This is a genomic window from Cycloclasticus zancles 78-ME, assembly GCF_000442595.1.
Classification (GTDB): domain Bacteria; phylum Pseudomonadota; class Gammaproteobacteria; order Methylococcales; family Cycloclasticaceae; genus Cycloclasticus; species Cycloclasticus pugetii.
Genome location: NC_021917.1, coordinates 1,433,561 through 1,452,591, shown reverse-complemented (window position 1 = coordinate 1,452,591; position 19,031 = coordinate 1,433,561). Strand labels below are relative to the sequence as shown.

The window sequence follows — 19,031 nt, the reverse complement described above, 5'->3', positions numbered from 1 at the left end:
TATTAGTTGTGCGTTTTTGTATGATTACAACTTTTTATCCTCCCTATCATTTCGGTGGTGATGCAACTTATGTTCGTGCATTAGCTCGTGGGCTTGTTGCTGAGGGGCATGAAGTTGAAGTAATCCATTGTGAGGATGCTTACTTGATACGTGGAGAAGCTCCTTCACATAGCATTGATAATGAGGATGGTGTTGTAGTACATAGGTTGCGTAGTCACTTTGGTATTTTGTCACCTTTAATAAGTCAGCAAACTGGGCACCCAGGTCTAAAAAAAACGGAGCTTGAGAAATTATTAAATAATAATTTTGATGTTATTCACTTTCATAATATTTCTCTAATGGGTGGGCCTGCCATTTTAAAAATGAGTGCCGCTCCTGTAACGCTTTATACACTCCATGAACATTGGTTGGTTTGCCCGACTCATATATTGTGGAAAAATAAAACCATGGCTTGTGATGTGCCAGAATGTATTAATTGTTGTTTGAAGTCTGGCGTGCCGCCGCAATTGTGGCGTTATACATCATTGCTTGAAAAGAGTATTGATAATGTTGACTGTTTACTGTCGCCAAGCAAGTTTACGGCTGAACAACACAAAAGCATATCAAATGGGGCGCGGATTGAGGTATTACCACTTTTTTCATACTTGGATCCAAAGAATACGGTAGATGAGGTTAACCATAATCGTCCACAGTTTCTATTTGTAGGTAGAGTGACAAAGTCTAAGGGCATAATTGAGTTGCTTGCATTCTTTGCGAAACTACCAGAATATGATTTGCTAGTTGTTGGAGCGGGTGAGTTATTAGCTGAGCTGAAGCTGGAGTATGCTCGGTTTTCTAATATCAGTTTTGTAAATCAGCTACCACAACAGGAATTGGTTGAGTTATATCAACAATCTATGGCACTTATTTTTCCATCACTTGCCCCTGAAACATTTGGGCTAACGATTGTTGAGGCCTTTGCATGCGGAACGCCTGCAATTGTTCGAGATGCAGGAGCAAGCCGCGAACTGATAGATCAAACAGGGGCCGGTTTTGTCTACAATAATGATGAGGAGCTTAAAAGTAGCATTGTCACGTTGGTTGAAAATCAAAAATTACGTGCGTCACTTGCGCAAAAAAGTCGAGAAAGTTATGAAAAATACTTTACCGCCAAAATCCATATTGAGAATTACCTTAATATAATTAAAGATATCCAATTGACTCATAATACAAAGGCCCAATGTTTATGAAAGCGATTATTACATTTCATAGCATTGATACTACTAACTCAGTACTCTCATTCCACCCAAGTGATTTTTTGCACTTGATTCAATCGTTAGTGGAATCTGGAATGCCGATTGTTACATTAGATAATTTGTTAGATGAAAATTGTTCAAAGGGAGTGGCGATAACTTTTGATGATGGAATGGCATCTGTTTTCACAGAAGCTTTACCTGTATTAAAGGACTTTTCCGTTCCTGCACATTTGTTTTTAACAACAAGTGTAGTTGGGGGAGACAATTATTGGCAAACACAGCCGAAGAATGCACCTAAATTTCAAATGATGGACTGGGATCAAATTGCTGCATGCCAGTCTGCGGGGGTTTCTATTGAAGCGCATACACATACACACCCTAAGCTAAGTGTGCTAACAGCCGAGCAGGTTCAAGACGAATGTTTATTGTGTGACGAAATAATAGAAGAGAAACTCGGTAGAAAACCGAAGTACTTTGCTTACCCATATGGGGCATATGATGAAAAGACGCAAAAGTTTGCATCAAGTCAATACAAAGCCACTGTCACTACATTTATGGGCTCATTAAGCAAGAATGATGATCATGCATTGCTTCCAAGGTTAGATAGTTACTATTTGCAGTCTAATTGGATCCACTCAAAGCTAAATAAACTAACTGGGAAGGCATATATAAAAAGCCGGAGTATTATTCGTTCGATTAGAGGGCATCAATGATGGCCCGTGTGGATCTGAGTATCATCGTTGCTGTTGAATATGCGCAGCAAAATATTTCAGCAATTGTTGAGGAAATAAATTTAGATTTGCACAGCAATGTTGAATTAATTATTTGTTATACCGATGTAGATAAAGGTGTGCCAACTCTGCTGAGTCGGCATGACAATATTCATCTAATACACAGTGAAAATGGATCTCGCATTCCTCATATGTGGAGAGATGGTATTTATGCAGCTGTGGGTGATCAAGTGGCTGTTACAACTGCGCATTGTGTTCCTTCCGCTGACTGGGTAGATCAATTGTTATCATTAAAACAGTCAACCGAAGTTGCAGGGGTCGGTGGGGTTATCATTAATGACTCGGCGGCTTCAGCAAGGGATTGGGCTATTTATTTTATCCGCTATATTAATTATGCACCCCCTAAAAAAGCAATTGTGGCCGATGATATAGCTGCTGACAATGCTCTTTATCAGCGAACTGATATTATGAAACATACTGAATTGCTGAAATTAGGATTTTGGGAGCCTTCCTTTCATGCGGAATTTAGGCATGATGGGAAGTGTTTGAAAATTGAGCCTGAATTACGGGTTTTTCATCAAAACACGTATACAACACGGCAGTTCTTTAACCAGAGGTTTGAGCATGCTAAAGAGTTTGGGCTGGCTAGAGCGAGCTCAAAGTCTTTGTTGCTTAAGTTGGTGTTATTGTTTTTGTCACCAATTTTACCGTTTGTATTTTTAAGTAAAATACTCCGAGCGATCAGGATAAATGGACATTATACAAAACGTATTATTCCAGCCTCACCATGGCTGATGTTATTTTTAATAGCTTGGGGTAGTGGTGAAGCACTTGGTTACTTCAATGCTTTAAAAACAAAAAACTGATTATATCTGTATAGGAATTTAAGGACTCATAATGGCAAATAACAAAAATAACCCGACTATAAGCATCATTATGCCTGTTTATAACGGGATAGGGTTTCTTGAAAAAAGCTTGCCACCTCTTGCTGATATGTTGCAAAAAGGTGAAGTTCTTGAGCTTATTGTTATTGATGACGGATCATTGGATGAATCAATGGTATTGGCTAAAGAATTTGGTGCGAGGGTACTTGAGTCAGGTGGCCGAAAAGGGCCAGGTGCAGCACGGAATATAGCTGTTGAACAGGCAAAGGGTGACATTGTTTGGTTTGTAGATGCTGACGTTGTTGTCAGCAGTGATGCGGTTGTTAAGCTTAAGCAAGGGTTCGAAAATGAGGAGATAGTTGCTGTGTTTGGTTCATATGATGATGCGCCCCCTGCTCAGAATTTTTTATCCCAATATAAGAATATGGTTCACCATTATTATCATCAGCAAGCAAGCCAAGATGCTTCAACCTTTTGGTCTGGGTGTGGTGCGGTTAGGACAAAAAAGTTTTTAGAATTAGGTGGCTTTGACATTGAACAGTTCAAACATCCTTCTATTGAAGATATTGAATTAGGTTATCGACTGAGGGCGGCTGGTGGGCGTATTTCATTAATACCGGAGTTACAATGTAGTCACCTTAAAGTGTGGCGTTTTATTAACTTGGTTCATACCGAGTTTTTCCGCCGCGCAATCCCATGGTCGCGTCTTATGATTAGGCAGGAGAAGTTGACAAATGACCTAAATGTTGGTGTAGGTGAGCGTATTAGAGCAGTACTGGCGATGTCGTTAGTATTGGTGGTGCTAGCATCACTTTTTGGTTTATTAACGTGGTGGGTGGCTGTAGGAATGCTTATTGTTGGGCTAATAGCGAATAGTAACTTTATAAGCTTTTTTAATCGAAGAAAGGGCTTTTTATTTACCTGTGGTGGGTTTTTATACCATCAGTTCTATTACCTATATAGCTCGACCGCTTTTGCTTTTGCGGTACTAGAAAAAGCGGTTAAAAAATGAATGAGCTAGTTAGCTCCTCAGGCATGCTTTATAAGCAAGTTTAAAAAGCAGGTATCTTTTGAAATCATTACTGGTAGGGATGTTAGGGTGCTAAAAGTAGATATTGTTGTTGCGGCAAAAGGCACGTATGACGCAGATTTATTTGTTGCAGCACTAATGGACGATGGCTTGGTTGATAATGCAGATGTGGCAATTCATATTGCCTATGATCAGGTATTTCCATTAGATACGGCGTCGCTGCCAAGTAATATTTTTTTGCATCAATGTGACAAAGGAACATCTATTTTGCAATTATGGGGTGCCGCTATTGCTAAATCCCAAAGTGATTATATCGCTGTTTTAGATATCAAGTGCCCCCCTGAAAAAGGCTGGAAAGATCGAGTTTTAAGTGAAATAAATGATCAAACAGAGTTGTTCTGTGGTGATGTTGAGCCGGGTTGGGATTTAAACGATAAACGAATCATTGGTTATTTAATAGAATATGCCCAATTTATGAAACCAACACCAGTCATTCTTAATGAAGTTCCTGGTAACAATATAGTTTTTAAAAGAAGCTTGCTAGATGACAAAGTGGATATTTCGAGACAGGGGTTTTATAAAACGTTTATGGTTTGGCGTGCTGAAAAAGAGCTAGGAATTACAGTTCACAAATATAATGATATGGCTGTGTGTTATTACAAGTCATTTGCATATAAGCATTATATGCACCGTCGTTATGTTCATGGTCGCTGTTTTGCTGCAACTAGGTTTGATAATCGGGGCCAGCCACCAAGGGTACTCTGTTTGTTGCTTGTTTTTTTACTACCCTTTTTACGCATTTGGCGAATTTTTAAAGGTGTTAAAAGAGACCCTGAGCTTAAAAAGAGCTTCTTTCGTTTCTTTTTTTTTATTGTTCAATCTGAAGTGGCTTGGTCTTTTGGTGAAATGATGGGCTATGCTGTAGGTGGAAGGCAATATTGTGAAAGTCTTGATTAGTCGTTACAGACGTAAGTTTCACAAAGTGAATAACGACAACTAACTTTATTTTAAAAAAATTATGAAACTAGATAACCCAACTTTTTCTATTCTTATTGGTTTAGTAAGTACCGAAGATGCTGATAGGGTACTTGAGGCAATTGATGTTTTAAGCAGCCAAGAAGGTAATCACTCATACGAAATTATTATTGCGGATCGGATGCATACAACCGTGAGTGATACTATCCGGAAGAACTATCCACAGATCACTTTGTTACCTTGCCCACCAACAATGTCATTACCGATGTTACGCACGTTGGCTTTTGACAAGGCAAAGGGGGAGTTTATTGTGGTTATTGAAGACCATAATGTGCCTTCAAAAAATTGGTTAGCTAGCTTTTATGATGCATTTCAGAAAGCTTCTCCAGATACAGTTGCGGTTGGCGGGTGTGTTGAAAATGGAGTCACCGCAACCCCATTAGACTGGGCTACTTTTTTATGCGAATACAGCTTCTTTCTTTCGCCAGTTCAAGAAGGTGAATCGGATGTTATTCCAGGAATGAATGTCTGTTATAGGCACAGTGTACTTAAGGGCTTAGATAGGAATCTGTTGACGAGTGGTTTTTGGGAGACCACCGTTCATCCCGTATTACTTCAAAACGGGAAAAAACTATATTCAACCAATGATATAAAATTATTCCATTCTAAAGAGTTTAGTTTTGCTTTATTCGCTAAACAGCGATTCATTTATTCTCGTTATTATGCTGGATTGAGGTTTAAGAAAAGTGATTACTTGCATCGTATAAGTGCATGTGCAGCAACGGTAGCCCTTCCTCCATTATTGCTTTTTAGAATGTATAAACAAATGCGTTCAAAGGGACGTTTTTTTTCAGAATTTAAATCCGCACTTCCCACCTTGTTTGTTTTTACAATTATATGGGCTTTGGGAGAAATGCAGGGTTACATTTTTGGTCCGGGCGATGCTTTGGCAAAAATTGAGTAACAAGTGACTGACGTATCGCTAGTTGAGAGCCATGTTTTGGATTTGTTAGTTTGCCCAAAATGCAAACTAGGTCTTAATGAAATGGAACAAGCATATCAGTGCACGGCATGCGATATGACTTTTCCTGTGTTATTCGGTATTCCTGACTTTAGGCTGCGTTCGGATAAATACTTAACGCTACAGCAAGAAAGAGACAAAGCTGAGCGCTTATTTGAAAAAAGTAAGGAACTCTCATTTAATGAGCTTGTTGAGTTTTATTATCAAATTACGGATGATGTTCCTATTGAATTATCAAGGCGTTATACTGCTTATGTTTTAAATGCTCCGTTCCAGGCCGGCCCATTAATTGATAGTTTAGAGCCAAATAAATCAACAGTGTTGCTTGACGTTGGATGTGGCTCAGGGGGGCTGTTACAGGCTGCAAATGGTATTTACGTGGCTACTATTGGTGTTGATATCGCTTTACGGTGGCTTGTGATTGCAAAAAAACGTTTGGATGAGGCAGGTGTGCAATCTACTTTGATATGTGCGGATGTTGAAAATCTACCATTCAAGGATAAAAGTATTGACCATGTTGTTGCCAATGATGTGCTTGAACATGTTTACAATATAAACGCAGCACTTAAAGAAATGAGCCGGCAGTTAAAAAATAATGGAAAATTATGGGTGTCAGGCTCAAATCGATTCTTTATTGGCCCAAATGCTACAACAAGGCTTTGGGGGATAGGGCTCTTCCCTAAAGGAATTCGAACGTGGTTATTGGTGAAAATAAGGGGTATCGACTCTCTTCGATATATTCATTTGATTTCCCCGTTAAGGATTAGAAAAATGCTGTTAGGTCATTTTAGCTTGCTTAATGCAGGGCCGAAAAAGGTAATACTTTCATCTACAAAAAATTATCCGTTTCAAGATAGAATATTGATTTCGATATATCAGAAATTAACAACATTTGGGCCGTTGAGGCATTTATTGTTTCTACTGGGGCCAGCATTTGAAATGACATTTATTAAAAATAATATCAAAACAAAGGATGGAATATGAGATTTGGATTAATAGGTGTTGGTGGTATTGGGCGTGTTCGAATCAAGGCGCTTGAGCAATCAGCCAACTGTTCATTTACAGCAGTTTATGACATAGATAAAAGTATAAAAGATACTGTCGGCAAAGATGTTCAAGTTTTCGATTCGTTTGAAGCGCTGGCTATGTCCGATGCATGTGATGCAGTTATTATTTCTACACCACCAAATTTTCACCTAGATCAAGCAGTAGCTTGTTTAGAAGGCGGCAAACACGTGATTGTGGAAAAGCCGATGGCCAGCTCACTTGATGAATGTAAAAAAATGTTGGAGACGGCAAGAAAAGAAAATAAAACACTAACAGTCGGTTTTAACCACCGATATTTTGATGCAATTAAAACGGTTCGAGAAGCTATTCAGTCAGGGGATATAGGTGAATTAAGTTATATCCGGGCATATGGAGGGCACACCGGGTTATCAGAGTTTAAAGCGCCTTGGATGTACGATAAAGATATTATGGGTGGTGGAACCATGATGGATAATGGTATACACGTTTTAGATTTAACGCAGCACCTGATGGGGGGCGTTAAAAGTGTTTATGGGTTTGCTCTTACCGATATTTGGAAGCTTGATCGATCTGAAGATAATGGTTTTGCCTTATTACGTGGAAATAATGGTGTCGTAGCTAGTCTTCACAGCAGCTGGACAGAATGGAAAGGCTACCACTTTTCGATAGAGGCCTATGGTAGTAAAGGCATGGCTAGGGCATATTATGCTCCTATGATGTCTACCGTCATAACTATGGAACATAAGGGTGGCCCAAAAAAGACAAAACGAAATTTTTATCTACCCGCTATCTTTAGAGAAAAATTCAAGGGTTGGCAAACTACCGTAATACAAACGTTTGTTGATGAATTGGATGATTTTATAGCCTTAACGAATGGCAAATCAGAGGGCGCAGTTATTGCTAATGCAGAAGATGGATATCGTGCAATAGAAATTGTTAATGGTATTTATGAAAGTTCAAAAACAGGCTCTGCTGTTGTATTAGATGAAAATATTTAATTGAGACGGAATTTGACGTTTGATTAAAGGAGAAATTAATGTACAAAATAGCAATTGCTGGCTTAGGTGAAGCGGCAAAAAAAATACATATACCAGCATATTCAAAACTACCTAATGTAGAGATAGTTGGTGGTTACGACCCTTATGCAACGAAGTCCGAATTTTCTTTTCCTGTTTATGACTCATTAGAAGAGTTACTTAATGAAACGCGCCCAGATATATTGACAGTTGCAACTCCAACGGACTTCCATTTTGAGCAAACAAAACTTGGGCTTGAGTCTGGTTGCCATGTTTTTTGTGAAAAACCATTTACTGTTCGCATTGACGAAGCCGAAGAAATCATCGCTTTAGCGAAATCAGTCGATAGACAAGTAGTGATTAATCAGGAGTTTCGCTTTATGAATATTCATAAAGCGGCTAAAGAAAAAATAAATACGGCAGACTTTGGTGAACTATTGTTTTTGACAGCACATCAAACTTTTTATGTATCCGATGAAACGGAAGCTGGTTGGCGTGGCGATGATGTGCAGCGGACATGTAAAGAATTTGGTATTCATGTACTAGATTTGTGCCGTTATTTTTTTGATGAAGAACCAACTTCTATTTATGCAAGATTTCCAAAAGGTAATAACCCGAATGGTCCCGACCATTTAAATTTAATACAGTTAGAGTTCTCGGGTGATCGTGTGGCGCACATCATTCTTGATAGATATTCAAAAGGGCGACATCGCTATTTAGATATGCGACTTGATGGTAGTGAAGGTACAGTAGAGACAAGTTTAGGGGGTAATATTGAATTAAAAGGTGGTATTAAAGGAGGTACAAGAAAGCCTTATATAAATTTAGATGTTTCTTTAGGTGGGAATGCATTTCTTCATAAAGGAGAAAAGGCTACTAAAATTGCATCAGACCCCCTCGATTTATTTCCAAATGCTACAAGCCACCTTCTTAAACTGTTTTTGGATGCTCTGGAGCAAGGCGCTACACCACCTTGTAGTGCAGAGGATAATTTGAAAACGTTAGCCCTTATGCATGCGGCATATCAGTCGAATGAAAGAAAAGGACCGATTAAATTGGTGTAATGCCAATTTGTTGTCTAGCTTGAAATTTGACTAATAGATACTTATAGTTTACTGGCATTTTTTTGTAAGACCTTCTTATAGCCTAAGTATTGAAACACTATAATCAATAGTGAGACTGCTGAGAAAATAGCGATAAACCCTAAATTTCTATTAGCTATGATTAATAGAATGAGATTATGTAATAAGGTCATGCATATAGCTATGTAACTAAATCGTTGGAGTTTTTTCCACTTACGAACACCGAATTTTTTGATTGCTTTATCTCTAGATAAATAAAGTAGCATTATAATTATTAAGGTTGCACCAAGCCCTAGGTAGCTTGTAAGTCCAAAAGCATCGATACGTAATGGGAAACTGTATTTAGCCTCCGGAGGGGCTATGAAATAGTACCAAAACTTTCCTCCGACATGACCCTGAAGACCAAAAAAGACATGTAGTAGTGCGATAATTCCTGCCCAAATACCAATATCTCGTCGTAGATAAATTGATATTGGTAACGATTTATTGTTAATGAGTAACTTTATTGGGCCAATTATTGCGGATACGCCTAGAAGAATTAGAGCAACATATGCTGTAGACATACTCCATAAAAACCGCTCTCTTTCCTCGTCGATTTGTGTATAGAACAAAGTAATTAACCCAATACTAATGAGGCATAATGTTATGTGGTTGTATACTCTAGTTGATGAAGGCATAAGTATTAATTAGTTATAATGTGCTGGTGAAAAGTATTGTACTGCAGTTGAGTAGAGGATGGCCTACGTGTAATTAAGTTTAGCCTAAAATACTTAGGCTTGTTGTATGTAATCCCCCCCATAAGTAACCGAGATGGATTCAACCGGTTACTGCAACACATCAATAAAACCACAATAAAAGGTTGATGTGATGTCAGACGTTCGTGAACGTGAAATAAATGGTTTTACCATCCGATAATATAACTACTTCTTTTTTTAAAGATGAGTTTGATGAGGCCGGCAACCAATATGCTACCCAAAACAGCACTAGTTGTTATTATGATAAATATAACGAAGCCTGGTAAAAATAATAGGTACTCATAAATAGCGGAGTATTTTATAAAAAATGTGATCCAAGGATGTATGAAAAATATCGGGAAACTAAGCGAAGCAAGGTATTTCAACACTTGAATCTGCTTATTGGCAAATTTTTGCAATAAAGCAATGATAAAAAAGATTAATAATATTTTTTGAATAATGATTCTGTCAATCCCATGGTATGAAAACATGTCCATTTTATGGTAGTTCCCATATGAACCGTGAGATTTGATTTGTAATAATGCTAAAGACACTACACCAATACCTAACAATATGATTTTTCCTTCTAAAAAATGCAGGGCTTTATCTTGGTGTATTGAAAAAAATATCCCTAGTAGATAAATAGGAGTGAAATAAATAAATGAATGAAATGGTGATAAATTTGCTTCTGGTCGGTGTACTAGCATTGAAAAAAATAATAGAGTTAATAAAGTAAGAAGCTGTTTATTTTTTTTTAGCTCGATAAATTTAAGAAATATAGGAGATAAAGCAAAAGTAAGCATTATAAATGGGATGTACCAATATGCAGTTAAGACTTTCCCTGTCCATAGGTACTTGAAATATAAAGTAAAATAATTTAAAAAGCTGTTTAAGTTTTTGGCTTGTTGAAAAAAATCATCACCTAAGATAATTACAACTACCAAAAATGCTAATGTTGAGAGAATTAAATATGGAAATAATACATTTTTTATTTTTTTCTGGAAGAAGTGGTTCCACTAATTAGGACAACCTGCTTAGGAGTTATTTTCCCAGTTAATCATGCCGCGATTAACGGCATGATGGTTTCATAATATACCTGATCGGGTGTTGCCTTTAAAGTTTGGTGTTTGCGTTGTTGATTGTAGTAATTTACCCATTTTCCTAATGATGATCTGGCATGCGTCATCGACTCATATGCATTGAGATACACATCTTCATATTTCACGCTACGCCATAAACGTTCAACAAACACATTATCGCGCCAAGCGCCTTTACCATCCATACTGATTCTAATTTGGTGGTGTTTTAACACCTGTGTAAATTCACCACTGGTGTACTGGCTGCCTTGATCTGAATTAAAGATATCAGGGCAACCATAGTGGTGAATGGCTTCTTCAAGGGCATCTATACAAAAACTCACGTCCATACTGTTTGATAGTCGCCAGCTTAATACCTTTCGGCTGTGCCAGTCCATGATCACTGTGAGGTAGCTAAACCCTTTATCCATCGGAATGTAGGTGATGTCCGTTGCCCAAACTTGATTAGGTTGGTTAATACTCATGTTTCTGAGCAAGTATGGGTAGACTTTATGGTCAGGGTTACGTTTAGTGGTTCGTGGTTTTGGATAAACTGCTTGAATACCCATTAACTGCATCAAACGAATAACACGGTTACGCCCAATACGATCACCACCTTCTTTTAGGGTGTCGGTAAGCCTTCGTGAGCCTAAAAATGGTTTATCCAGATGAAGCTTATCAATTTTCCTCATCGTCGCCTGATCATCGTCTGAGATGGGCTTTGCACGGTAATACGTACTTGATCGATGAATATTGAGTAGTTGGCATTGCCGGGTACGTGACAACACGGAGTTTGGATTAATCATGACCTTTCTGTGCGCCCGGTCTAATGATCGAGCGCTTTGGACAAAAAATCATTCTCCATTGTCAACTGGCCTATCTTAGCCTGTAGACTTTGTATTTCAGCTTCTCTATCTGGCGCTAAACCTTTACCTGAAGCAAAGACTTCACTGCTTTGTGTTAATAGTAGTTTCTTCCACTTAACAATTAAGTTGCTATTAATCCCGTACCGCTGGGATAATTCAGACAGTGTTTGGTCGCCTTTTAATGCGGCTAATGCTACTTTTGATTTAAATTCTGGTGAATGGTTACGTCTTTTTCTGCTCATCTTCTGTGTCCTCTATTTAAATAATAATACAGAAAATAACTCCTTAACTAACGGCTTTTACTGTCCTAATGAGCGGAACCGCTTCAGGATGAATATTTGATATTTAAAGTTTTTATAGAATATGTGATGAAAAAAAAAGCCCGATATAAATACAAAAAGAGATGTTCCACCAGTTATTATGTTTGCCAGTACCTTTTCGGGTAAAGTATCTATAACCCATAACGAGAACGAATGGCCCGCTACAATGATGATTATTGCTATAGCTCTAAAGTAATCAAAATAATTTAGTCTCATGAATATGAAAATCCCTTTAATTACCTAATAATGTAAGTGCAATAAACGCTACCCGTATTCATACTAACGTTTTACACAGAATCGTCAACTCACTCATAAATGTGTGTCAGAAAGAGGATTGGTTGTTTGTTTGAACAAGCTCAATTATTGGCCACACGGTGGCTCTGGTCATACAATGCTGAGCGTTCTTATAAGGTAGTTGGCGGAATGCGATCAAAGCAATTACTAAAAGTGGTTTAGTATCTACTTTTTTTCGGTTGTTACTAAGGGATTATATTATGAGGGTACTTAATTTTGAAAAGTGACAGAAAAATATAGATATGTTTACTCATAAAGATACTCTGAAGGTAATTCTTTGGAAAGGGGCGGAATTTATTGGTCTTTTTCTCTTTCTTGCATTGATTCCAAGAATGATGGGACCTGAATTATACGGGGATTTTGCAATAATGCTTTCTATTTTAGGTGTGTTTATTCTATCCAATGCACTAGGTGGCTTACCTATATTTGGGCGCTTTATACCTGAGTTTAAAGCAAGCAAGCAAACCATCCGCATACAAGGCTTATTTACCCAGTTTTTTATTTTTCGTTTACTTATTTCTTTGGTGCTATTCGCCTTTTTATTTTTTTCATTGGCCCATTTTCGTCCCGATTTTGATATGAATACCATAATCGTATTGTGTGCCACATGCGTTTTAGCAACGATTTCACTTTCGTGTACACATCTTTTCTACGGGTTAAATAAAATGCCATCATATTTGTTTCATGATAGTTCTTCCAGGTTACTACTTGTGCTAATCATGGTTGGGTACTTGAGTAACTTGAGTTTACAAACTTCAGTGTACGCACTAGGAGTAGTTGAGGTTATTCTAGTAGTTGTGTTGTTATTTTTAGCGCGTAAATATTTTTCTTTTTATGCGGCAGTAGACCAGTTTCCAGACTTTTATAAGCACCTTAAGTTTGGCCTCGCATTCTTTGCTTCTAATTTAATATTAATGGTTGTTTTTCGTACTGGCGAAATTCTTATTTCATTTTTCACCTCTGCTTCAGAAGAAGTTGCTTATTACCACTTATCTAATGCTATGTTTTTAGCGTTATATGCACTTTTTAGCCAAGTGTCGACTGTATTGATCCCATCAATAAATACGCTGCACTCACTGGGTGAGTATACAAAACGAGATAAATGGTTAGGAATAATGTTTGTCTACCTTACAGTTATAACAGTGCTAACGTTAATAATGATTAATTCTGTTGGTGAACCGATGCTCCTGTTATTGTTGGGGCAAAGTTTTTCTGAGGTAGCAGTCAATTTTTGTATTATTTCGATTAGCTTGATTCCCCTTAATGTTGTGCGTTTGGGGCATGCAGTGGCAATGGTAAATTCTAAAACGAAAGAGAACCTTCTAGTGGCAAGTATTGCCATGTTGTCATTTCTTTTAAGTGCTGTAATTCTAATTCCAACAATGGCTGCAAAAGGAGTCTCTTTTTCGGTTGTTATAAGTTCACTAATTGCAGCGGTTTTTTCTTATTATCATTTTAAATTATGGACGATAATAAACACTACAAAAGTTTTGAAAATCTTTGGTGTAGGTGCCATCTGTATTGGCTTGATCGAGTTCAGTGGTTATTCTCGAATTGAAGTTGGTTTTTTCTCATTAGTGTTTTTTATATCAATGATGTTTTTACTCCAGGTGGTTAAGGTCTCAGAAGTACAGGCTATGGTCATAGGACAAAATAAAAAAAAAGGAAAGGTATAAGTTAGACGGGGTGCATTTCAGTTTAAGAGCATATGCTTTACGCTGGATCAATAAAATGAAAAGAATTTGCTAATGTAATCCCCCCCAATAAATAACCGACGTTTTGATGGTCATTTTAATGCAGCTTAACCTCTACTTTTAACTTCGGTTAGTAAAGGGGGGATTACACTTGCCTGAATATAATATGACGTTTATACTTCCTATACTCTTGGTTTACGATTTAAGAACTTAATCAGTTGTAAAACCTCCGTTTGTTTGTAGCCTATCGGGAGTCGCGAATTGTGACGCCAGTTGGTGCAAAGATCGTGTTTTATGATTAAAACTGTCAGGATTTATTAGAACTTTTGGTAAGTGCAGGAGAGGAATTATGTTTTGGTGCTGCCCTAACTGTCACGCGGACTTGGAAGAGTCGGCTGATTTGATCAGATGCACAGGGTGCAATGATGAATTTCCGATCATTGCTGGAATTCCAGATCTTCGGGTTAAAAAGCCTTCTTGGATCGATTATGAAACTGATCGTCTGAGAGCTCTTCAAACTGAAGCATTGGTTCACTCACACGGACTGGAGGCTGCAATCCTCGGGGTCTTCAAAGTCTCTAGGCAGTTTGATGATCAGAAAGCCGAATTTCGCTTGAAGCAGGTTCTATCTGGCGTAGACAAATGTGAAGCCAGTATTGAAAGCTGGTTAAAACCCTTTGTTGAAATGGAAAGTCCTGTGTTGGAAATCGGCTGTGGTCCTGGTCAACTAATGGCCGCGGCGGCCCGCCATAACGTGCCAGTCATCAGTGTCGACATTTCTGTTGAGTGGCTTGTCGTCGCAAAGCACCTCACGCAACGGGAGGGCAGAGATGCGAATTTGGTGGCTGGCCATGCTGAACACTTGCCGATCAAACCAGATTCCATAGGGTCCGTAATATCGCTGGATGTTATCGAACATGTTGGAGATCAATTTACTTACATATCAGAAATAGAGCGCATCCTTGAACCTGAAGGGGTTTTTGCGTTGACCACACCGAATCGATTTAGCATGTCACCCGAGCCGCATGTGGGCGTCTGGGGTGTGGGCTACTTGCCGGTTTTTTTGCAAGATCACTGGGTTAAGTTGGTCAGCGGCAGAAGTTATGATTTTACGCGACTACTTTCAGTATTTGAGGCTCGAAAGCTATTCAAAAGGTGCCGGCATCTTGAAATACAGATTAAATTCCCCCCCATCCCAGTTTCGGAATTAAATTTGTTTTTCGGGGTAAAGTCGCGCTTGGCTAGGATCTATAACTCGATGATAGATTGGCGGCTAGTAAAGCCGCTGATGCCATTTTTCGGCGCCTATTATCGCCTTACCGGTATCAAAAAGTCATAAGTCACTGAAGGAACGATCGCTGAACGTATTTAGAAAAGGGATCAGAAACGATGGTGTACTGGTCAAGCAAAACAGGACACATTAATAAGAGAATTTTCATAATTAATCGGTGCCATATCTCCATTCGAGGTATGCAACCGATCAAGGTTGTAATATTCATGTATAAGGCTCTTGTTGGCTGATGAACTTTTAATATCCAGTCGTGTGACTAAATTCGCTTTCTATGATTAATATACCCGTATAACTGGGCAAAACACGTGATTAGAAAAACGGTTAAAAAAATTAGAACCAGCGTCATATTTCTTTTTTCAAGAAGTTGATAAATGACGCCATGGATTATAATGAGTCCGGCACCAAGGTAACTAAACCGCTGGGTTTTTTTCCATTTTTTTACCCCTAGTTTTCTTAGCGAAAAATCACTAGATATAGCCAATAGAACGATCATTATTAACCCAGATATTAGACCAGTGTGATTAGCTAACCCAAATAAATCATATCGTATCGGTAATATATGTTGTTCATTGGGTGGATAAATAAAATAGCGCAAGAACACCCCGCCAAAATGGACTTGTAAGCCAATGACAATATGAATGATGCCAATTATTCCAGCCCAAATTCCGATGTCTCGACGGGGATAGCTTGAAAGAGGGTTTTTGTTTTTTGCATAAATGTTCCAAGGACCAATCAGTAAGGTAATGGATAATAAAATCATACTGGCATACGCGGTGCCAATGCTTAATTTAAATATTGTTTTCTCGCCTGGCGCGATAATAAAGAAAAATGTTATGAGTGCGACACTGGTAAAAAAAATCGCGCTATGCCAAATGAGACGCGATGGCTTTTTTAATCTAGCGTTGTATGTATTTGACATTTAAGCTATAGCCAATGAAATAGTTTTCTTCATAGATATAAGTGTATAACAAGAAGACTGGTTTTTAAAATATTGATTTAGCTGTTCTTATTTGTTGTTTGTTAAATAGTAGACCCGAAAAGTATCATTATCGAAAACCAGTTGTAATTCGTCAGGGTATTTTTCCAGGAGTAAATCAAATATTTTGTTATAGCTAGGTTCATAGGGGCGAGGAACCGCAATAAGGTAGTTCGTATTAATGACCCGCAGGTACTTCATAAACTCTTCCGGGTTGCTTTTGGACGTAGGATATGTAGATGCATGACGTCGCGTAAAAAAAGCTAAAATTCTGGGGTCTCTTGCGACGAAAGTATCAGTTGGCAGGGTATTATTAGATACATAAGAAAAAAGTTGATCATTTTTAGTGCTGAGTGTATTTGGCCCCAGGAAAGTAGATTCTTTATCCGAGAAACACAAAGAGTTAGCATACACGAACATTAATAGCAGTCCTGTCAGTGCTGTCTTTTTCAGGAGGTGATTAAATGATATGAGTTTTAATATTCCGACGAATAAGTAAAAAATATAAAAAGGTAAGATAGGCAATAAATACCTAAAACCATCAAATCCAGCAAAAAGCAAAAGCGCACACAAATATCCTGCAACATATATTTCAGTAAACCTTATTTTTTCAATTAATACCGTTATATACCCTGTTAGTACGAAAATATTTACGAATAAATAAAAATAACCACTAAAAGGTAGGTGTCTTAGCTGTAGAAAGCGATAAATACTCCAAAAGTACCTTTGGCCCTGTTTTATAATATTTTCAGGGTCTAAGTTTATATAACTAAAAGTAGTAGGTGGGGTTGCTCCTGCTTCAATCAGTAAATCGAGTTGCTGATCAAATTCAAAGTGAGTGGGATCGAATACGAAAAAGTATCGTTGCGCTAAGACAAGTAATGTAAAAAGGCTTATGGCGAACATTGAGTGCGTAGTTAGTTTTCTATAATGCCATAATTCATAAGTTATGAGGGTTAAAGGTAAAATAAGAGCGATTTCTCGAATACCGTAAGACAGGTACATGAGCAGGCTGAGCATTGCTGCGGAACTGTATGTTTGGTTAGAGTCATTTCGCTGCATTAAGTACAGGGCAGTTAATGAAAAAAAGAGAAATGGAAATTCGGATAGTATGCGATCTTTAAAATCCCAAAACTCAGGATTTAGCCCTAAAAAAAGGATTAGGCACAGCGTTGTAATAGCTGAAATTCGCTGTTTAAAAATAGCCTTCAGGACAACTAACGCACCGATGAAAAAACCAATTAATACTACTTTCATAGCGGCAAAGTTAAGCCCAAATATGGCGTAAATTACGAATAAAATGAGTGGGAAAATGGGTGGGTAAGCCGAGGGTGCAACAGATGCTAATGCATTATTAATGTAGAGAGGGTCAATATACGGTTTGCCTTCAATTAAATTTATCGCATGCCGAATATATTGCAGGTCATCTCCAACCCAGTAATGCCCAGGGCGAAGGGTCAGAATATAAAATGCAGCAATCATAGCCACGACAAGCCAAAACAGCCAGCGGGCGTCGATGTTAAATAAGGTATTATTTTTTGTATTTGACCGTATTTTTGCCGACTTTAAATGGGTGTTTACAATACCTTTTGTAGCTTCCTTGTTACGAACCATAAACCATACTGTTATCTAGCGATGGCCTTGAAGATACACTAAATTTAAAAAAAATTATATAAGCAACTAAATTATGGCCAGGTCAGTTGGTGATAAGGTTTCCCTTCCACTAGGTTTTTCGCATGATGGATGTATTGGCTATAGTCCCCGCCCCATTTATAAGGCTATGTCCTAGAGAGCTGTTGCGGAACTCTACCAAGTGCTTCAAGCAAGCATAATTCGGGTGTCAGTGCTGACTGGTGTCGCTCCAGTAGTAACCGCCATCCTAAATAGTGCCCTAAGTATTTTGTTGCTACGCCATTAAAGCGGCGCATCCATGTTTTTAACCGGCTGCCGTAGGCATTTACATTTTGGACATGAAACACACCAAGGGCTCGCGGCCGCTTGGTATGGATAACTTCATGTGCTATCCCTGTCTTTTTAGCAAAGGCAGAGTACACAGCGGCGCCGTCAGTACAAAGTACGGCCTGTTTATCAATAAGCGGTTGAAGTGCTTGGCGAATGGTCTCAGCATTAATACGTTTTAAAATAAATTTGGCAGTAGCTTGATGCCTGTCTCTAACAATCAGAACGGGTATCTGATCACCGCCGGTGCCACGTGTTTTGCCAACACCGCCTCTTCTTCGAGACGCTCTGTGGAGTTGCCTTTGACCTTTAAATGATTCTAAAAAGAACGTTTCATCGGCTTCGACGATGCCTTGTTCGTGTGTGGCTTGGTGCTGACTGATGACATGAAGAAAGCGATGTCTCCATAACAGTGCTGTATCTTTGTTGATTCCGCATTGCTGAGCGGCAGCTCTAATGGAAAGCCCGCCTATCAAGGCATTCATATACGTCACCCAATGCTCACGCTTATGCAGTTTGGCTAACGGGGTTCCGGTGAGCGCGTTAAATGTTCTCGAACATTCGGTGCAACGATAGCGCGGTAGCCCGTGGCTAGACCCCCAGGGTTTGAATTGCTCAGTGTGGCAATGTGGGCAGTGTACTGGTGCTGCTTGGGTTGCCAGTAGGTCAAACGCTGTGATGTCATGTGTTTTGAAATACTGGTGAAGACGCTGATGCTGATGCTGACTTGGGGATAGATCGGGAAGCTTCTGTAATAACCCACTGAAATCATGTTCTTTCATGACGATAACCTCACAATAACCATACTCAGTTATTAGAGT

General features: G+C 38.6%; 18 protein-coding genes. 11 read left to right on the top strand and 7 right to left on the bottom strand.

The window, feature by feature from the left end; translation table 11 throughout:
* Positions 1–20: 20 nt before the first annotated feature.
* From CYCME_RS07030 to CYCME_RS06990, 9 genes are all read left to right on the top strand, one after another.
* Positions 21–1,229, top strand: a complete 1,209-nt coding sequence (locus CYCME_RS07030; RefSeq protein ID WP_041932927.1) for a glycosyltransferase family 4 protein — start codon at positions 21–23, stop codon at positions 1,227–1,229.
* Positions 1,226–1,948: a polysaccharide deacetylase family protein gene (locus CYCME_RS07025; RefSeq protein ID WP_020932615.1), complete on the top strand. Its 723-nt coding sequence runs from the start codon at positions 1,226–1,228 to the stop codon at positions 1,946–1,948. Before CYCME_RS07030 ends, CYCME_RS07025 begins: the two co-directional genes overlap by 4 nt.
* Positions 1,945–2,832: a glycosyltransferase gene (locus CYCME_RS07020; protein ID WP_081651244.1), complete on the top strand. Its 888-nt coding sequence runs from the start codon at positions 1,945–1,947 to the stop codon at positions 2,830–2,832. The genes CYCME_RS07025 and CYCME_RS07020 overlap by 4 nt, the downstream gene beginning before the upstream one ends.
* A gap of 31 nt (positions 2,833–2,863) precedes the next feature.
* Positions 2,864–3,862, top strand: coding sequence for a glycosyltransferase (locus tag CYCME_RS07015; protein ID WP_020932613.1), 999 nt, complete (start codon positions 2,864–2,866; stop codon positions 3,860–3,862).
* An 87-nt stretch (positions 3,863–3,949) separates the two neighbouring features.
* On the top strand, positions 3,950–4,837 hold the full coding sequence (locus CYCME_RS07010; RefSeq protein WP_020932612.1) for a hypothetical protein: 888 nt from the start codon (positions 3,950–3,952) through the stop codon (positions 4,835–4,837).
* 61 nt (positions 4,838–4,898) lie between these two features.
* Positions 4,899–5,819 carry a glycosyltransferase gene (locus CYCME_RS07005; RefSeq protein ID WP_020932611.1) on the top strand — a complete coding sequence of 307 codons (921 nt, stop codon included), beginning with the start codon at positions 4,899–4,901 and terminating at the stop codon, positions 5,817–5,819.
* 3 nt (positions 5,820–5,822) lie between these two features.
* The gene (locus tag CYCME_RS12820) at positions 5,823–6,860 is read left to right on the top strand and encodes a methyltransferase domain-containing protein (RefSeq protein WP_144276111.1); all 1,038 of its coding nucleotides are present in this window, start codon (positions 5,823–5,825) and stop codon (positions 6,858–6,860) included.
* The gene (locus CYCME_RS06995) at positions 6,857–7,900 is read left to right on the top strand and encodes a Gfo/Idh/MocA family protein (RefSeq protein ID WP_020932609.1); all 1,044 of its coding nucleotides are present in this window, start codon (positions 6,857–6,859) and stop codon (positions 7,898–7,900) included. Before CYCME_RS12820 ends, CYCME_RS06995 begins: the two co-directional genes overlap by 4 nt.
* A 38-nt stretch (positions 7,901–7,938) precedes the next feature.
* A complete protein-coding gene (locus CYCME_RS06990) occupies positions 7,939–8,982 on the top strand; it encodes a Gfo/Idh/MocA family protein (protein ID WP_020932608.1) in 1,044 nt (347 codons plus the stop codon).
* A 41-nt stretch (positions 8,983–9,023) separates the two neighbouring features.
* Here CYCME_RS06990 and CYCME_RS06985 read toward each other — a convergent pair whose 3' ends face one another.
* The 4 genes from CYCME_RS06985 to CYCME_RS13320 form a co-directional block, all read right to left on the bottom strand.
* Positions 9,024–9,563, bottom strand: coding sequence for a ferric reductase-like transmembrane domain-containing protein (locus CYCME_RS06985; protein WP_041932926.1), 540 nt, complete (start codon positions 9,561–9,563; stop codon positions 9,024–9,026).
* 338 nt (positions 9,564–9,901) lie between these two features.
* The gene (locus CYCME_RS06980; RefSeq protein ID WP_236886368.1) at positions 9,902–10,699 is read right to left on the bottom strand and encodes an acyltransferase family protein; all 798 of its coding nucleotides are present in this window, start codon (positions 10,697–10,699) and stop codon (positions 9,902–9,904) included.
* A gap of 92 nt (positions 10,700–10,791) precedes the next feature.
* Positions 10,792–11,918 (bottom strand): IS3 family transposase gene (locus CYCME_RS06975; RefSeq protein ID WP_420480295.1). Its coding sequence is split into 2 segments (ribosomal slippage): positions 10,792–11,651 and positions 11,651–11,918, totalling 1,128 coding nucleotides; the frame shifts between segments, so codons are not numbered across the junction.
* Between the two features lie 57 nt (positions 11,919–11,975).
* Positions 11,976–12,212: an acyltransferase family protein gene (locus tag CYCME_RS13320; RefSeq protein ID WP_020932603.1), complete on the bottom strand. Its 237-nt coding sequence runs from the start codon at positions 12,210–12,212 to the stop codon at positions 11,976–11,978.
* A 320-nt stretch (positions 12,213–12,532) separates the two neighbouring features.
* On the opposite strand from CYCME_RS13320, the gene CYCME_RS06965 reads away from it, so the two are divergent.
* Together CYCME_RS06965 and CYCME_RS06960 are read left to right on the top strand one after the other, a co-directional pair.
* Positions 12,533–13,966: an oligosaccharide flippase family protein gene (locus CYCME_RS06965; protein WP_020932601.1), complete on the top strand. Its 1,434-nt coding sequence runs from the start codon at positions 12,533–12,535 to the stop codon at positions 13,964–13,966.
* Between the two features lie 544 nt (positions 13,967–14,510).
* Positions 14,511–15,323 carry a class I SAM-dependent methyltransferase gene (locus CYCME_RS06960; RefSeq protein WP_189244271.1) on the top strand — a complete coding sequence of 271 codons (813 nt, stop codon included), beginning with the start codon at positions 14,511–14,513 and terminating at the stop codon, positions 15,321–15,323.
* A 208-nt stretch (positions 15,324–15,531) separates the two neighbouring features.
* Here the strand turns inward: CYCME_RS06960 and CYCME_RS06955 are convergent, their stop codons facing one another.
* From CYCME_RS06955 to CYCME_RS06945, 3 genes are all read right to left on the bottom strand, one after another.
* Positions 15,532–16,194 (bottom strand): ferric reductase-like transmembrane domain-containing protein, encoded by a 663-nt coding sequence (locus tag CYCME_RS06955; RefSeq protein WP_020932598.1) that lies wholly within the window; start codon positions 16,192–16,194, stop codon positions 15,532–15,534.
* Between the two features lie 87 nt (positions 16,195–16,281).
* Positions 16,282–17,739, bottom strand: coding sequence for a hypothetical protein (locus tag CYCME_RS06950; RefSeq protein ID WP_144276109.1), 1,458 nt, complete (start codon positions 17,737–17,739; stop codon positions 16,282–16,284).
* A gap of 290 nt (positions 17,740–18,029) precedes the next feature.
* Entirely contained in the window at positions 18,030–18,992 is a 963-nt protein-coding gene (locus CYCME_RS06945) for an IS1595-like element ISCza1 family transposase (protein WP_020932596.1), read from the bottom strand.
* Positions 18,993–19,031: the final 39 nt, after the last annotated feature.

Coding starts and splice junctions, on each gene's coding strand:
- CYCME_RS07030 (WP_041932927.1), top strand. CDS start 21: ATGATTACAACTTTTTATCCTCCCTATCATTTCGGTGGTGATGCAACT.
- CYCME_RS07025 (WP_020932615.1), top strand. CDS start 1,226: ATGAAAGCGATTATTACATTTCATAGCATTGATACTACTAACTCAGTA.
- CYCME_RS07020 (WP_081651244.1), top strand. CDS start 1,945: ATGATGGCCCGTGTGGATCTGAGTATCATCGTTGCTGTTGAATATGCG.
- CYCME_RS07015 (WP_020932613.1), top strand. CDS start 2,864: ATGGCAAATAACAAAAATAACCCGACTATAAGCATCATTATGCCTGTT.
- CYCME_RS07005 (WP_020932611.1), top strand. CDS start 4,899: ATGAAACTAGATAACCCAACTTTTTCTATTCTTATTGGTTTAGTAAGT.
- CYCME_RS06995 (WP_020932609.1), top strand. CDS start 6,857: ATGAGATTTGGATTAATAGGTGTTGGTGGTATTGGGCGTGTTCGAATC.
- CYCME_RS06990 (WP_020932608.1), top strand. CDS start 7,939: ATGTACAAAATAGCAATTGCTGGCTTAGGTGAAGCGGCAAAAAAAATA.
- CYCME_RS06985 (WP_041932926.1), bottom strand. CDS start 9,563: ATGTCTACAGCATATGTTGCTCTAATTCTTCTAGGCGTATCCGCAATA.
- CYCME_RS13320 (WP_020932603.1), bottom strand. CDS start 12,212: ATGAGACTAAATTATTTTGATTACTTTAGAGCTATAGCAATAATCATC.
- CYCME_RS06965 (WP_020932601.1), top strand. CDS start 12,533: ATGTTTACTCATAAAGATACTCTGAAGGTAATTCTTTGGAAAGGGGCG.
- CYCME_RS06955 (WP_020932598.1), bottom strand. CDS start 16,194: ATGTCAAATACATACAACGCTAGATTAAAAAAGCCATCGCGTCTCATT.
- CYCME_RS06945 (WP_020932596.1), bottom strand. CDS start 18,992: ATGAAAGAACATGATTTCAGTGGGTTATTACAGAAGCTTCCCGATCTA.